This window comes from Flavobacterium sp. W22_SRS_FP1 (assembly GCF_052113685.1).
GTDB lineage: Bacteria > Bacteroidota > Bacteroidia > Flavobacteriales > Flavobacteriaceae > Flavobacterium.
Map to the genome: position 1 here is coordinate 1 of NZ_JBGQOE010000032.1, position 16,630 is coordinate 16,630.

15 protein-coding genes are annotated in these 16,630 nt (G+C 34.9%); 1 reads left to right on the forward strand and 14 read right to left on the reverse strand.

Annotated features, from left to right (window positions below; all coding sequences use genetic code 11):
- Positions 1-210 precede the first annotated feature (210 nt).
- The 14 genes from ACEN2H_RS13825 to ACEN2H_RS13890 form a co-directional block, all read right to left on the reverse strand.
- Entirely contained in the window at positions 211-1,605 is a 1,395-nt protein-coding gene (locus ACEN2H_RS13825) for an exopolysaccharide biosynthesis polyprenyl glycosylphosphotransferase (protein ID WP_441733334.1), read from the reverse strand.
- A 422-nt stretch (positions 1,606-2,027) separates the two neighbouring features.
- Positions 2,028-3,368, reverse strand: a complete 1,341-nt coding sequence (locus ACEN2H_RS13830; protein WP_441733336.1) for an O-antigen ligase family protein — start codon at positions 3,366-3,368, stop codon at positions 2,028-2,030.
- Positions 3,365-4,447, reverse strand: coding sequence for a glycosyltransferase family 4 protein (locus ACEN2H_RS13835; RefSeq protein WP_441733338.1), 1,083 nt, complete (start codon positions 4,445-4,447; stop codon positions 3,365-3,367). The genes ACEN2H_RS13830 and ACEN2H_RS13835 overlap by 4 nt, the downstream gene beginning before the upstream one ends.
- On the reverse strand, positions 4,447-5,562 hold the full coding sequence (locus ACEN2H_RS13840; RefSeq protein WP_441733340.1) for a glycosyltransferase: 1,116 nt from the start codon (positions 5,560-5,562) through the stop codon (positions 4,447-4,449). Before ACEN2H_RS13840 ends, ACEN2H_RS13835 begins: the two co-directional genes overlap by 1 nt.
- The gene (locus ACEN2H_RS13845) at positions 5,562-6,116 is read right to left on the reverse strand and encodes a serine O-acetyltransferase (protein ID WP_441733342.1); all 555 of its coding nucleotides are present in this window, start codon (positions 6,114-6,116) and stop codon (positions 5,562-5,564) included. The genes ACEN2H_RS13840 and ACEN2H_RS13845 overlap by 1 nt, the downstream gene beginning before the upstream one ends.
- Positions 6,117-6,163: 47 nt before the next feature.
- The gene (locus ACEN2H_RS13850) at positions 6,164-7,165 is read right to left on the reverse strand and encodes a glycosyltransferase family 2 protein (protein ID WP_441733344.1); all 1,002 of its coding nucleotides are present in this window, start codon (positions 7,163-7,165) and stop codon (positions 6,164-6,166) included.
- A complete protein-coding gene (locus ACEN2H_RS13855) occupies positions 7,165-8,703 on the reverse strand; it encodes a glycosyltransferase family 2 protein (protein ID WP_441733346.1) in 1,539 nt (512 codons plus the stop codon). Before ACEN2H_RS13855 ends, ACEN2H_RS13850 begins: the two co-directional genes overlap by 1 nt.
- A 3-nt stretch (positions 8,704-8,706) precedes the next feature.
- Positions 8,707-9,858 carry a glycosyltransferase family 4 protein gene (locus tag ACEN2H_RS13860; protein ID WP_441733348.1) on the reverse strand — a complete coding sequence of 384 codons (1,152 nt, stop codon included), beginning with the start codon at positions 9,856-9,858 and terminating at the stop codon, positions 8,707-8,709.
- Positions 9,859-9,939: 81 nt separating this feature from the next.
- The gene (locus tag ACEN2H_RS13865) at positions 9,940-10,503 is read right to left on the reverse strand and encodes a serine O-acetyltransferase (RefSeq protein ID WP_441733350.1); all 564 of its coding nucleotides are present in this window, start codon (positions 10,501-10,503) and stop codon (positions 9,940-9,942) included.
- Positions 10,497-11,900 (reverse strand): UDP-glycosyltransferase, encoded by a 1,404-nt coding sequence (locus tag ACEN2H_RS13870; protein ID WP_441733352.1) that lies wholly within the window; start codon positions 11,898-11,900, stop codon positions 10,497-10,499. Before ACEN2H_RS13870 ends, ACEN2H_RS13865 begins: the two co-directional genes overlap by 7 nt.
- Positions 11,900-13,021, reverse strand: coding sequence for a UDP-N-acetylglucosamine 2-epimerase (neuC, locus tag ACEN2H_RS13875; protein WP_441733354.1), 1,122 nt, complete (start codon positions 13,019-13,021; stop codon positions 11,900-11,902). The genes ACEN2H_RS13870 and neuC overlap by 1 nt, the downstream gene beginning before the upstream one ends.
- A gap of 48 nt (positions 13,022-13,069) precedes the next feature.
- A complete protein-coding gene (locus tag ACEN2H_RS13880; protein ID WP_441733356.1) occupies positions 13,070-13,858 on the reverse strand; it encodes a glycosyltransferase in 789 nt (262 codons plus the stop codon).
- Positions 13,851-14,891 (reverse strand): N-acetylneuraminate synthase family protein, encoded by a 1,041-nt coding sequence (locus ACEN2H_RS13885; RefSeq protein ID WP_441733358.1) that lies wholly within the window; start codon positions 14,889-14,891, stop codon positions 13,851-13,853. The genes ACEN2H_RS13880 and ACEN2H_RS13885 overlap by 8 nt, the downstream gene beginning before the upstream one ends.
- Positions 14,892-14,899: 8 nt before the next feature.
- Positions 14,900-15,574, reverse strand: a complete 675-nt coding sequence (locus ACEN2H_RS13890; RefSeq protein ID WP_441733359.1) for an acylneuraminate cytidylyltransferase family protein — start codon at positions 15,572-15,574, stop codon at positions 14,900-14,902.
- A gap of 672 nt (positions 15,575-16,246) precedes the next feature.
- Here ACEN2H_RS13890 and ACEN2H_RS13895 point away from each other — a divergent pair.
- Complete coding sequence (locus ACEN2H_RS13895) at positions 16,247-16,630, forward strand: HU family DNA-binding protein (protein ID WP_441733361.1); 384 nt, start codon at positions 16,247-16,249, stop codon at positions 16,628-16,630.

The window sequence follows — 16,630 nt, forward strand, 5'->3', positions numbered from 1 at the left end:
CAAGCTTTTGATTTTCAGGCTTGATCTTTTGTTTCTTTTGTATCAAGACAAATCGAAGATTCAGCGAACACCACTTAAAATAAAAGATAAGTGAGCTAAAAGAAAAGAATAGCCTTCAAAGCAACAAATAACAATGGTACCTTAAAACGTTATTCGAAAATCGAACGACGAAAAACGAAAAACGAAAAACGAACAACGGTCAACGATTCCCTACTGCCCCCTATAAAACAAAACAGTAGTGATGGTTTTTAGCGTAATATTAAAATCCAGGTAGAAACTCCTGTGCTTGATATAATACAGGTCGTATTGCAATTTGATCAGGCTGTCCTCTATAGTTTCCCCATAAGAATAATTCACCTGTGCCCAGCCTGTCAACCCAGGTTTAATTACATGTCTCGTCTCGTAGAACGGCATGATTTCCCTGATTTCTTTTACAAATTGAGGCCGTTCAGGACGAGGACCTATAACTGCCATCTCCCCTTTTATGATATTAATAAATTGGGGGATTTCATCTATTCTAGATTTTCTTAAAAATTTTCCAAATGCGGTAATTCTCGAATCATTTACTGTAGTAAAAACGGCACCATTAGACTCTGCGTTTTTGACCATAGTTCGCAGTTTCAAAATATTGAACACCGTACCATCTTTTCCTACACGCTCTTGGGTGTAAAATAATTTTCCCCTGTTGCCTATACTATTTCCCAGAAGTATCAATGGTAACAATAAACTACAAACAACCAGTCCTATAAAAGAAAACACTATTTCAAAAAATCGAATAACTGATAAATACAATTTATTCTGATTGCTTCTACTAAATGGAAAAAAACTATAGAAATCTCTGGCCATATGTTGAACAGGAATACGCTGTGTCTTACTTTCGTACACTTGGGCATATTCCCTAATCACTTTACCAGACTCTAATAATTGAAGTAATTGTTGGTATAACCCGGCAGTAATCCCTTGGGTGTTTTGTGTTGCAATTACAACTTCCGTAACCGCATTTTCTTTTACAAAAGAAATCAAACTATCTCTTCTAACATGTTGCACGAAATGCTCTCTTGAAAGTGGCTGATTTTCTGTAGTGTCTCCACTCACATAACCAATGATTTTGTAGTGCGGATCTATATTTTCCAAGCCTAAAACCAACTCTTCCAGCTGCTCTTCTTCACAGATCAAAATAGCATTTTGGAGGAAACGATTCGATGCCAAAAATCGAACATAAAACAGCCTCCATACAATCAAGGCCGCAAATATAACGACATAAAATGCAAAAATCTGAAGCCGATTAGCAGGCAATTCTGGCGAAAAAATAGGGGTTAACAAATAGACCAAAACGGTGGTAGAAACAGTAAGAAGTGTACTTTTTAAAATCTGAAATTCATTGCTAGCTACCTGAAGATTATACATCTCGAAAATGGCTCCGAAAATATTGATGTAAATGGCCAAAACAAACACCACATAAAAATTAGAAACAGCGGCTTGCAAATAATTTAATCCTAAACCGTTCCCAACGAAGTACAAGCCAACCAATGCAAAAAACACATCAAATAGCCGAAGAATCATTTTCCTCTCGGAGACTTCAAAATGTATTTTATTCTTAAACATTAGTTTCGTGTTTACCGCCGCAATTTAATGCTTTTGACCTCATCTCGTTACAAAAAATGTTAAATATTTTAACAAGATTAGTTTCCTTTAAAGACCTAATCTATATTATACTGCAGAAACAGCTAAACTGCAATGCATAACATGGAGAATATATGCTACATACTAGCTGCCTGTAGGCCCGTACTAAAATACTGAACACTGATCCCTAAAAACTGACCCCTGAACACTACTCACTGATTTCTGACCCCTGAACACTGAACACTGAACACTGATTACTGATTACTCAAAACTGATCACTACTCACTACTCACTAACCCCTACTCACTGAACACTGAACACTGATCACTAACCCCTGACTACTGCTCACTACTCACTGAATACTGACCACTGAATACTGATCACTACTCACTAAAAACTACTCACTACTCACTCCCCCTCCTATCCACCCCTAACTGCACATTAAGCAAAGACAAGGAATACACAAACGCAGGCAAGGCAGTTCGCATCGCCGCATGATTGATCGTCAAAAACCAAAAAGCCAAGAAGCACAACAGATACATATTAAAACTGTTATCCAGATACAATACCAAGGGCGTAAAAAACAGAATCAATAAGCCAAAAATACCCAAAGTACCATGTTCTGCAAGCATACGGGTAATTTCATCATGCGAAGCGACAAACCTACCCGTTTTTGATTCTCTAATCTCAACTCCTTTGGCAACTCCAACTCCAAAAATAGGATTTTGCAAAAACATATCGATTTCACTAGTAGCCACATCTTCCCTACCTGTAAACTTACTTGCTTTATCTCTTCCCGCTGCATCCTGATTGGCATAACGCTTATTGATCAAACCGCCTGTCTGTAAGGAGGTGTAAGTCCAAATGGAAATCATTGCTACTGCAATAATAACAAAAATGTAATTCAACTTTAGCTTTCCTCGGGTATTGGTTTTAAAATACAAGAAAAACAATAATAAAACAATCATCAGAAAGCCAGTAATCATGCCCCCTCGAGAAAAAGTAACCATTCCCCGATAACTAATATTGAAAACAATGATCAAATTAAGGAGTATCAAAAACTTGGATCTGGATTCTAAAATAATCCTAGAGAAAAAAATAAACATCCCCAGGCCTAAAAAGGTGGCCACCTGATTGGGACCAAAACCCCCTGAAGTTTCAAAATTAGATTGTGTACCCGTAATCACATCACGTACATTGGGAGTATAAAAAAACAAATAAATCGCACAACTTAAAATGGGGAGTCCCAAACTAAGTAGAATATTATTGAGCTGTGCAAGCCCAATTTTTCGTCTATAGGTATATAAGGAAGCTAGGCCTAAACAGACTGGCCCTGATATATTAAAGGCGATAGTGGTTCTTATATTAGTATCAAAATCCAACACAAAAGTAGCAATCAGCACGCTAGGTACAAGCAGCAGCAAAAAAATCCAATAAGGTATAGCCCCTTTAGAAAAGCCACTAAAATACATCCCTATAAAAATAAAAAATACAACCCCATATTTTGAAAACTCATAGGATATATTTCCCCCTGTCATTCTTAGCAACACTTCACTGCCTGCTATATAAGCAGCTACCATCAAGGCTTCATTATTTTTATCCTGCGATTTAATCACATAATAAGTACCCAAAATAAAAATAGAATACCCATATAATTTTGCAGTAAATGGCAGTAAATAAATCACAAACCCAATAAAGACATGGATTAGAATTAAATAGAGATATGATAATTCTTCTTTTTTCATTTCAAAATAGTGCTTTGCAACCAATTTAAATATTTCTTAACTACCACCCCTTCTGAAAAGTTTTCAGTTACCGTTTTATACAATTCATTGCCAAAAGTAATCTTCAAATTATCATCGCTAATTAATTCTGCTACTGCCTTGTAAAACGCTTCTTCCTCTTCAGCATTCACTATAAAGCCGTTTTCACGGTTTTTAATTACCTCAGAAATATCTCCCACATTCGTAACTACCACAGGCTTTTTGTGAAAGCCATATTCGAGTAAAGCAACAGGCAGTCCTTCTGATTTTGAACTAAGAATTCCAATATTTGCCTGTTCTAAAATAGCTCCTATATCTTGACGTGTGCCATAAAGAAAAAACATTTCATCTAACTTATAAGCACTAATAAGATTTTTTATTTTCCTTGAATACGCATCATTGAAATCTTTGCCTATCAGATGAAAACTCCAACCAGGGTAAAATTCCTTTATTTTCCTGGCCACCTCCAACACTAAAAAATGGTTCTTTTGCACTCTCAAATTGGCCAACAGCACTATTCGCTTACCGGGTATGCCTTTCAAAATTGTAGCCGGTAAAACTTCTTTTTTTACTCCAGAAAAATTGGGCAAATAAATAACATTTTTAAAATTTAGAACTTCAGTAGACCAGTTTTTAAGCTTCTGATTTACGGCTATAATTCCGTCAAAAAAGGGCATTGTAATTCTAAAAACTAAGCTAGCTCTTTTATTTAGAAACTCACTGTCACCATAATGGTCCTGCCAAATCAACTTTATCGAAGGACAAATCAATTTCAAAAGAAAAGCAATAAAGAAAGAGCTGCTATGGGCTTGAACAATAGCAACATTATTCATTTTTACAAAATTACGCAGCCGAAACAAGGCTCCCAGGTCAAAAGCGCTTTTTTTATTTAGATGAAGGTAAGATACCTGACCGTCTAATTGCTGAACCAATGGTCCTTCTTCACGAGTACTAACCAATCCCGAAAATGCTACATTCTTCGCTAGTGCATTGGCATAGTTCACCGCCATGCTTTCGGCACCGCCAGCCTCGAGTGAGTCTATAATTTGAAGTATACGCATTAGACCATTAATTTTTTAATTTCCGATTCAAATACATCAAGCGTGTAAGCCTGAGACCATTCAAAAGCATTTTTCTGTTTTATAATGTAGTCTTTAGTAGTAGTTAATAATGAGGCTATTTGCATCACATCGCTATTCAAATTCCTATCTAATAAAACACCTCTATTTCCGTAATCCAGCATAAAGGGAATGCAGGAAACCGAAGTCGCAATGGGAACACAGCCCCAGAACATGCCTTCGGCAATTGCTTTGGGCCAACCTTCACTTTCAGAAGGAAGCAATACAAAATGACTTTCTAGATATGCTGTTTTCAAAGTTCCTTTATCTTGATTTCCTTTTAGGGAAATTACCTCAGCTAAATTATTTTTTAAAATATACCTTTCTAAATTATTGCGCTCTACCCCTTCTCCATATATATTCAAACAAACATCAAAGCCTCTACTTAATAATCCTTCTACTATTTGTACTGCATACATTGGGTTTTTACCTTTAACTAAGCTCCCTACAAAAATGAAGGTAATTTTAGATCCTAAATTTTTAACAATCAAAGATTCTTTCTCCTCTTCATAATAACTAGCCGTAAAAAAAGCCTTTATATTTTTGGATTGATTAGGCCACTCCCCATAAATTAAAACCTGCATCTTTCTGGTCAAAAAAGTAGAACTTAAAATCCATTTTTGCAGACGATAACTCCGTGGCTGCTTAGATTGTGGATCCCAATTTCCGGCATACTTTGCTGTTTTGGGTGTATTAGGAAAAAATATTTGAACAAAACAACCCAACAAACCAATGTTTCCTGGGCAGCGTATATGAATATGATCTGCCCAATAAAAACCTTTAAAAAGCAACATAATATTATAAAAAGACCAAAGAAAGGATTGCATTTTAGCTTTTAAACTAAGGCCATTTAAATCTATTAATTTAAAATGTTTCTTAATTTCAAACGGTACTTTTGATATTAACAACCCTCTATCTGCTTCCCAAATAGGACAACAAAATGCCATTGTACTTGCATTTTTATTCCAAATCATAAGTTCGTTTACATAAGGTCCATAGGCGTACACATCCTTCTCCTTATATATAAACGGCGCAGTTGAAACGATCAATAATTTCATTAAATATAACCTTTAGATCCATTACTAGAAACAACTATTGCAGGAACGCCCAAAACAACAACATTATCAGCGAAAGAAGTATTTACCATAGAACAAGCACCAATTAATACATTATTACCAATTGTAATTTTTCCTGCTACAACTGCGTTAGCACCAATATAAACATCATTACCAATTATTGGCACCCCTCTTCTTTCATCAATTCCAGATACTCCAATAGTGACTCCCTGAGAAACATTGCAATTATTTCCAAGTATTGCATTGGAGTTGAATATAATTCCCCCAAAATGACCAATATAAAAAGAGTGGCCGATAGACGCAGATGCCGGAATAGAAATACCGGTAACTATCTCAATTATTTTACTACAAAATAAAGTTACTGTACGAAATATAAATCTGAAAGGTTGAAGTTTGATTTTTTGATGAATCCAATGTGCTACACGATACTGAAAAACAGCCCAAAATCCTTGATTCAGCATCACAATGGAAAAAAAATGACCTCCATATTTTTTGTATTTACAGTAATCAGATTGTATGAGTTTAAATAGTGTCATATCAAAAAAATGCTATTGTAATAATCCACACAAATCATTACAATAAATTAAATATTCGTTTTTGGTTTGTGAATTAATAAACTCCACCAGCCAACCGTTCTGCCCAAAGCTTCTGTGAACGCCTCAGCTTTTTTAGCAGTAGTAAATGTATTGGAAAATCGAATCAATGTCAAGAGAATGCTTATGGAATGCCATTTTAATTGGTCTTTAAAATTAGGCTGGGGGTTTTTAGTTCTCCAAAAATACCATCCATTTCTGACTACCATTTTTCCATACTGAAATTGATTGGGTCTTCCTGATGCATCATGAAAATGGTCCAATCTTGCAGCGGTATTCAAATACAATTGCCCTAATTGCGAAGCCCTTAAACTAAAATCAGCGTCTTCATACAAGCCATATCCTTCAAAATAAGTTGAAAATTGAATACTAGAAAACAGCTCTTTTTTGAAAGAAGAAACCCCTCCCATTAGCATTTCTACTTTATAGGTTTTATCACTTGGTGGCAAAAAACCCACACTTCGACCATGAGAATATAATGAAGAATACCCTGGAGGACAATCACTATCCAATCCTAATTTTTTTCGTAGCACAAAACGGCTACCGTCTTTACGTTTCCATCCATCAAAGTAAAATTCATTAAGCGCTGCTGCGTAATGATTTCCAACAAAATCCCATTTTGTTTCATTATTAATATAACCCCCTACTCCTAATGCCTCTGGATGTATTTGATAGGTTTTTATCAATTGCTCAAAATAATCATTTTCTAACACAGTGTCATCATCCAAAAAACAAACTATTTCTATGTCATCACCAACTCTTTCAATGCCGTAATTCCGTTGTTTGGCCAAGCCTCGATGTTCATCTGAAACTTTATAATAATCCAATCTATCAAAACTACTCTTCTCTAATGCTTTTTCTGTTTCCTGATTACAAGAACCATCTATAATCAAAATGGTATCAGGGTAAATCGTTTGCAACTTGACCGATTCTAACAAATCTAGCAGCGGTTGCGGACGCATATACGTACAGACAATTAAGGAAAATTTCATTATTCTTTATTTAATTGATTTGCCCACAACACACTTTGATTCCATTGTTTTCTGTAATTAATAAAATAACGAATTGGATTTTTAATTCGCTGTCGATTATAATATTTAAAAAACAAGGTCGTTTTGTAACCTAAATTCTGCTGTTTTGTAGTGTGCTTCATTTGATACAGCATAACTGTCGGAGAAGGTTTCGGCTGTATTTTATCATACTGCCATTTTAACGAAGGCTTGGTTCTAAAACCACCCACTGGCGCTTTCAGATGCAAAATTTGAGGTTCTGGCAAATACAAAACATCATGCCCTTGATTACGTAGTTGCATTCCAAAATCATTATCTTCCCCATAACCAAATTCAAAACCCATATCGAATTGACATTTTTCCAGTGCTTTGCTCTCCACAAAACTACAACCGGACCCAAAACTACCCCATTGAAAAATAGATCTGAATATTGATTTTTCTTTTTCTTGAGCACATTTTATTGAAACCGCTTTAACTCCTGTCTTTTTAATATTTTCAAATACTTTATTGATAAAATCATTTTCAAATCTAATGTCATCATCTGCCAAAAAAACCCACTCACTCTCGAGCTGATTTAAGGCGAGGTTACGAGCACTGCACGCACCTGCCTGATGTGTAAAGATATGTTTTATAACAAACGGCCATGTTTGATTTTTTAAATAGTCTAATTCGGAAACGCTTTCTTTATCGGGGTTTTGCTCCACAATTATTACGCTTACTGGCAAATGTGTTTGTTGTGCCAAATCTTGTAAAACATCATATAAATACTGTTTTCTTCCAATGCTTGGAATAATCACATCAATGGTCTTCTGACTGACAACTTCTCTTGAAGATATACCCTTTATATTTTTTAAGTTTATCTTGTCACTATTCCTTTTTTGATAAAAAAAAGAAGATAAAAAGGCGAAAACAGGCAATTTCCTTTCGTACAAGAATAGATTTAAAAACAACAAAAAGGCCCATTGCATTTTATAATGCTGCTTTACAAAACGAAAAAGAGTAAAATTAGACCCTTTTGAAACATCTGAAACGTCTGATTTTATCAAGAGTTTAGGTTCCGAATAACATAATAATCCCAACGGCATGCACAACTTTGCCACAGAATTTAAATAAAAATCAAAATTAGCGTCAAAAGGAATTTTGTCTTTCAATTCAATTAAAACGGAAGCATGCACCAGTCCAACAACGCTGCTCATCTGCCAGCTGGGATAGTTTACTTTTTTATTTACCTTGACAAATAAGGATTCATCAACATAACCGATTGCATTGCCGATGTAATTTGAAGTGCTTGGTCTAAAAGACAACAATAATTTATCATGATGAAAAAGAGTGGACAACTCCTTAATGTTTAATACCTCTTTATAATCCGAGTGACACCAAACAATTTTACTATTCGGATTAGCTATTGCGATATGACTTAGCCCTTCTGCAATAGAATTCGTTAAATCAAAATCTAACTGCTCTCCTGCTTCACTTTCTACTGCTACAACTTTAGTATTTATATGATAAACAAAAATCAAATTCTACTTTATTAAAGATTTATAAAAGGCCAAACTTTGCTTTGCTACAACTGAAACATTAAATTTACGAATAACCTTTTCTCTGGCAGCGATCCCAAATTCTGTTCTCATTTGACTATTCGATAACAATATATTAATTTTTGAAGCATATTCCACATGATTTTCTGGATGAACCAAAAAACCATTAAATCCATCATCAATTACATCACTTGCCCAACCAATATTGGAAGCTACAACCGATTTTTGCATAGCCATCGCCTCAATCCAAGAAACAGGTAAGGCTTCTGCAAAAGAAGGAAAAACACAAACCGTAGCTTGATTAATATGCGATTGAATAGCAGTATGAGGCACACTCCCTAAATAAATTACATTCTGCAACGCCTCTATAGTGAAAAGCTCCTTCATCATATGCCAAGTAGAATTAGAGCCTGAAATAATATCCGGTACATCCTTACCTACTAAAATTAATTTTGCAGTTGGATTTTCTTTAATCAGTTCATTAAAAATCAAAGGCAACTCCAACAATCCTTTTTTCCGAATTAAACTTCCAAAATATAAAATCGTACCAGGTAATTCTTTAATTGTAGGGTCTTTCTTAAAAGAATCGATATCAATTGAATTTGGTATAATCGTAAATTGTTTATTGAGTCCAAAAACTTCATTTGTTTTATCCGCAGTAAATTGACTTACAGAAAGAAATCCATCCGCATTTTGTAGCGCTCTTTTTTCATTGAATTTATTTTTCCATTTGACAGGACGTCTGTCTAAATCACAAAAATAAGTATCTGAACCATTTAGTCGGATCACGATAGGACATTGCTTAGGTTTTATAAAAGAGCTAATTCCCGTCCAATCCGGCGCTTCAACAATATCAATTTCTTTTGAATGATATAAATTATTGATAATTTTTTCTATTTTTTTCCGCGTAAGATACCACGACAATCCTTTTATTTTCACATTGCGTATTTGCTGTACAATAACACCTTCATCATCAAAAATAGACTCTTTTGTTTGTCCATACACCAGAACCCGAACAGAACAGCCTGCCACTAAAAGTGCTGTCGCCAGATTTTTTATACTCGTACCAATACCGCCCGAAATACCTGTTTTTGGATGTGGATATTCTGGGGTCAGAAGTGCTATTTTCATACTCATTTAAAAAATATTTTTTATTATCATCGTAGTAAACTTCCATGCCATAGTATATTTCATGTTCCACGAGATATAAAAAACATATTAGATATCGCTATTGTGAATATAAAAAGAAGACAAGTCTTTATTTATTATTGCGGTTTTAGGACTTACAATAGTATGGAAATCAGGAACATTCTCCGTGACAACTGCATTCGCGCCAATAGTTACGTGATTCCCAATGGTTATGTTTCCAAAAATACAAGCTCCCGGACCAACAAAAACATTATTGCCTATTTTTGGTACTCCGATGGCAGCTCCTGCATTACTTACCCCAAAAGTGATTCCTTGAGAAATATTACAATTATCCCCTATTATTGTATCCCCATGAATAACAACATTCCCGAAATGTCCAATATAAAAACCCTCCCCAATTTGGGTTCTGTAGGAAATATCAAATCCATACTTCACTTTTAAGTTGCGCAACCAAAGAAAGAAAAAATAGAATAAAGGCCTGTTTCTTCTCCTAAAATACTGAGTCAAACGAAGAATAGTCAGGAACTTTAACCCAGGATTGGGCATGACTATAAAGGTCTTAACAATCATCCAAAAACTGATCTTATTAATGCCACATCTTCTATAGTCCGATAAAATAGTCTGTTTTAGCATATTCCCTTTTTACTAATTTCAGCAATACTGTCCCAAATACGTTGAGAGGCTTGGTCTACGGGATGCTGGTTAATTTTTTTAAACCATTCTTCTGCATTTACAACTACTTTGTAGACATCATCACTCAACATCAATTCAATTTTAGCTGCAATCTCGTCCGGTGAGTTAAACCAAACTACTGCATCATCCGGCATAGAACGAAAATGCACATAGTTATATATTTTGTCTACAGACCAATTTTTGTTTGATATTTCAGGATTATAATTCATAAAAGCACATGGTTTTACATGTGCAGCATAATCAAAAACCATCGATGAACCCAAGTTAACAACTAGTTCGGTATGCGAAACAATGTTTAATTGCAAAATAGAGTCTGCTTTAGTAGGCAAAATGGTGTTCCAAACTTCGCCAACTTTGTCCCACTTGGGAATAATTGCTGTAACTATATCTATATTCTCCTCTAAAATTGTATCAAATCGATCTGAAAAATCCACAGGACATCTTCGAAAAATAATTCCTAATTGGCTCCCGCTATCGTTTAATTTTCGGACCGCTTTGATTAAATCTAATAAATAATTAGGATCATAAGGTGAAGTAGTTTGGTCGTCTCCTGAATAACAAATATACTTCTTTTGAACATCCAACCCGTTTTGCTTAAAAAACAATGCTCTATTGATTATGTTCTCAACTTCAAAATGATTTTCAAATTGCGGTGTTCCGGTTATTATGATTTGATCATTATTGATATACGGATAGTAATATAAAAGTTCTTTTTTCATATGAGAACTCCAAACAAAATAGTAATCCGTTTCTACTACCATAGTTCCTTTTGGAAGATTATCCCATGAAAAAATAAAAGTTGCAGTTGGAATTTTTAAATCTTGCGCAGCTAATAAAGGGGCTATAGCTAAACTGATTCTTTGATTGGTACAAAAAACAAAAGCTGGTTTTTCGACCTTTAAAAGTGCCGAACATTCCATGTAGAAATGTGTTTTTCGTTCTACATTTTTGATTACGGTCCGTATCTTTTTCAAGCCTTTTTCAGAATCAAATAATTGAATTACAGAACGAGTTACAACACTTTTTACAGTTGATTTTAAAGTCTTGTAAGAAAATGGAAAACGATAGGAATCATAAACGGCATCTTTCGACTTTCTAATATTACAATTGAGTTCAATTTCTTTTCGAGCATTTTTTAAAATCTCTAATAAAAAGCCCGATTGTTTTTTTATAAGTCTAATTTCTTCAAAACCAATGTGCGCCAAATCAAATGGAGTGTTATTCCAAAAAACTAAATCCATTTCTTTTGCCATTCTTTTTTTGTAAAAGTCTGTAAAGGCAAAATTTCGAAGTCCTACACCATCGGGTAGTAATATAAATATTTTCTTATTTGACATTAATTATCTCTAAACTGTTTCTGATGATTTATTTTCCAAATATCGTTATTTTGAATGAAGTTGAGAAATAAAGCAGTACTGTTTCCTAGTCCAAAATCAGCAGCAGTCATTTGTCTTTTATGATGGTCTATAGTCTCTAATGCTTTATTTATACTCTGATATTTATAACCCACATTAATGATATCCGCATCAATAACTCTATTCTGTTGCCGCGTTCCAATATTGATAATTGGAATTCCATAATATGGAGCCTCTCTAATTCCTGCACTGCTATTCCCTATGATGAATTGCGAGCTTTTTAACAACGTCAAAAAATATTCAAACCGTAGGGAAGGGAACACTCTGAAACGCAGATTGTTTTGTAAACGCTGATACTCTTTTATAATACAACTGCTGCCTAAATCATTATTAGGAAATATGACCACATAATTATGTGTATCCTGCAACAGACTATCAACAAAATCCTTAGCATAATGTTTCATTTCAGCAGATTCAGTAGTTACCGGATGAAACATCACAATGGCATAATTATCAAAATTAATTTCATAATATTTTTTTGCTACATCCAAGTTTGGTAAATCATTCGAAAACATGATATCAATATCTGGCGAGCCTATAGTAAAAATCGATGTCTCCATTTCTCCCATTTGTAACAATCGCTTGGCTGCAACATCATTTGAAACAAAATGAATATGGCTTAATTTACTCACACTATGCCGAATTAATTCATCAACAGTTCCAGATAGCTCGCCCCCTTCAATATGGGCTACTAGAATATTATTCAATGAGCCAACAATAGCACCCGCGAGAGTTTCAACACGATCACCGTGAATCACAATTAAATCTGGATTTACTTTTTTGCAGTAGCCGGATAATCCTTCAATAGTTTTAGCTAGAGTCAAATCCATGGTAGTTTCGTTGGTATGATTTTCAAACGTATGAATGTTTTTAAAATTACAACGCTCAATTTCTAAGAGTGTGTACCCATATTCTTCAAGTAAATGCATACCTGTTACAAAGACAAAAACTTCAAAATCTTGGTTATCATCCAGAACAGAAATTAATGATTTTATTTTGCCAAAATCTGCTCGTGTTCCGGTAAGAAAAAGGATTTTTTTCATTAGAAAAGAGTCATAATTAAATTTATAGTAGCAAACATATTAATAAGTTTAAAATTTTTCAGGTTTATTATTTATGAACTTTAAAAGAAAAAAGAACCTTCTAAAAGCATAGTAAACACTGCTGATAAAAATTCGAAAAGCATTTATAGTAGAACCCGCTACCATTTTCAAAGCAGTTGTGGTTTTGTATTCAGTATGCCATAATTGATAGCTTCCAATAACCTCATTTTTATATCTAAAAAAAAGCTGTTCTTCATTTCGTTTTATAGCATAACAAAAAATAGAGGGCACAAATTCAATATCATATCCTTTATCCAAAACTCTTTTAGTCCATTCCTTATCTTCCATCGTCTGAATATCTTCCTTAAACCGAAGCAATCTCCAAACCTTTTTGTTAAATGCAGACCCACAAAAAATAACTCCTGCACCATTCGGATTTTCCGTAGCCGTCACACCATTAATGTAATGAACATAGTCATTCTGATTGTGCAAACATCTCAAACCAGCTAAATTATTGTTTTGTTGAAACTTTAATTGAATCAATTTAAAAAAATCATGACTTACAGGAAATGCGTGTGCGCTAAAAATAACCACAATATCATTGGTGGTACTTTCTGCTGCAATATTTGCACTACCGCCATAGGAGAAGATGTCTATACTGACTTTTTTAACCCCGTACTTTTGTATCACAGAGGAACTAGTATCCGTTGACATATTATCCAGCACAATAATTTCATCAATATCCTCCGAATATCTTTTTTTAAGGATACCCAATAAGAAATCCAAAGAATGCCCTTGATTTTTATTGCGAATGACTACCGATATTTTTTCACTCATAGTCATTTAACTCTAATTGTTCATCAGTAGCTATCGCTCGTGTAGCCAGCTTTCCAAGAATAGAGTCATATTGATCTGCCAAAATAGCTCCAGTTCCCGGACGCTTTACCCAGATATTTTCTTTTGTAAATAAATCTCCTTTTTGTATTGAAGCAATTGTACAAACCGTCGCAAAAGCAAAATCAATGGTCACTTGTTCCTCTAAAGCGGGCTTTTTGGTTCCACCACGCATCTGCCACATTTCATTTGAACTTTTAATCAACTCGGCGCAGCCTTGCTCATCCATACTGCACACAATATCTGGACCGGTACGCTCCATGGTATCTGTAAAATGACGTTCCAAAATGCTAGCACCTAGCGCAACGGCACCCAAACATGCATTATTATTTAACGTATGATCAGACAAGCCGAAAACTTTATCCGGAAAAGCGTCGTGCATTTCCATCATAGCCCCAAAACGAACTAAATTAATGGGCGTTGGATATAAATTCGTAGTGTGCAATAGCGCAATAGGTACGTTGTGCTTCTCAAAAATAGCTACCGCTTTTGTTATACTTTCAATGGTATTCATACCGGTACTTAAAATCACCGGCTTGCCAAAAGCTGCAATATGCTCCAGCAAAGGATAATTATTACATTCCCCCGATCCTATTTTATAGGCGGATACATTGAATTTCTCCAACCGTTCTGCAGCCGCTCTTGAAAAAGGGGTAGAAATGAAAATCATGCCTTTACTTTCTACATAATTTTTCAGTTCTAATTCATCGGCTTCGTTCAGCGAACAGCGTTCCATAATTTCGTAAATCGAAACTGTAGCGTTGCCTGGAATTACTTTTTTGGCTGCGCCACTCATTTCATCAGCCACAATATGGGTTTGGTGTTTGACTACCTCAACGCCTGCTCTGTGAGCAGCATTAACCATTTCTTTGGCTGTTTTCAAGGACCCTTCGTGATTAATGCCTATTTCAGCAATTACTAGCGGCGGATAGTCAGGACCTATTTTTCTTCCTGCAATTTCAATATATGGGTTCATAAAATAAGTTATGAATTATGAGTTATTAATTTTTGATATAAAAAAGCCGCGTAATCAAAATCATCTTGAGTATCAATATCTACTGTCGCAAAAATATGATTTACTTCATAAGGGATGCTATTTTCAGAAACTATTATCCCCTCCCGTATCAAATTTGCTTTAGTAACGTACAACAATCCATTTTCATAATAAAGTGTTTCTAAATCCTGACTGCGTTGCCCTATTGTGTAATTATAAGGTTCAAAACAATTATTTTCTATCTTACCCAGTTTTTGATGATTCCGGGTCACGGTGAATAAACTATCAGCATCACTACTATGATAACTTTGAAAAGCTTCTTGCAGTAACTTCTCTGGTCGCAATGGACTGCTAGGTTGTAACAGCACAACCGATTCTACAGCCTCAGAAATACCATCTAAGGCATGTTGTACACAGCTTATCGTAGGCTCAAAATCTCCCGATAGACTATCAGGTCTGTCGATCACCCTTGCGCCATACTGCAGTGCAACTTCTTTTATGGCTGCATTATCAGTCGTTACATAGATTTCATCAATGATAGAAAGGTTTCTTTGTGCAAATAGAATACTGTGAGCCAATAAAGGAATTCCTCCTAAAAGCAACAAATTCTTGTTTGGCAAACGTTTAGAGTTCCCACGAGCAGGAATAATTGCTATAGTTTTCATTTATAAAATTATATCCTTGTAAAAATACTTATTTTTTTGAGTTTCAAAGGCGCTATGAGATTTATTACTGTTTTATATATAATTTCTTATCAATTTGCTTTTTGCGTTAAAAGTAAAAACACAGCCCTAACCGCTCTTTAGAGGGGAATAAAATCATGCTACTATTTCAAATAAGGGAATCAAACGCAAACCGCTACCAATTATGACAAACGGGATATTTCTCCCTACTAATCAAACTAAAAACATAAAATCCCACTTCTCAATTCCCCTCCTGAAATCGAAGATTCAACGACTCCGTAAACAATATAAAGTGGAGATATAGGTCTTAGGGGTGTATATCTCACTAACAGCTAATTATAAAAGCGCAAAATCCCCTTCCCCACAGATAGTCTTCCCCGCTTATACACTGTTGGCTCAGCAAAATATTTAATATACTTTGAATTTATAATCGTACGTTTTAATACATTTATTTTTATTTAATCCTCTGATTTTCAATATTTTGATTAAATTAAAAAAACTCCTGATTTTTTCTATTTGTTAAGAACCTCAGCCGATTGTGGATAAGTTTGCTTTTTTGAAATACAAAACCATTGTATCTTTGGATAGTCAGTTAGATACTTTTAACAAGTATACTAAGACCAAATATTTTTATTCATTTAATACCAGTAAAACATGGCTATTAAATACAAAGTTCTTCCTAGAAAGAACCCTCGGGACCTAATGGCTCCTGAAAAGTTTTATGCTGCTGCGATTGCAGACGGCGATGTAGATTTAGACCGACTTGCGGAGTTGATCTCTTACCAATGTACGGTTACTGCCTCAGACTGTTATGCCGTTCTGTTGTCTTTAGAGCACAACATCATAGGAGAATTAAGCCAAGGCCGAATTGTAAAACTGGGCAGATTGGGTAATTTCCAAGTAGGTATTAGTTCCGAAGGCAAGGAAATGGCTGCTGATGTGTCTGCTGCCGCGATTAAAAAGAGTCGCATTCTTTTCCGACCTGGAAAAAAATTACGCAGCATGCTGAATGACTTATCTTTTAGAAAAGCAGGCTAG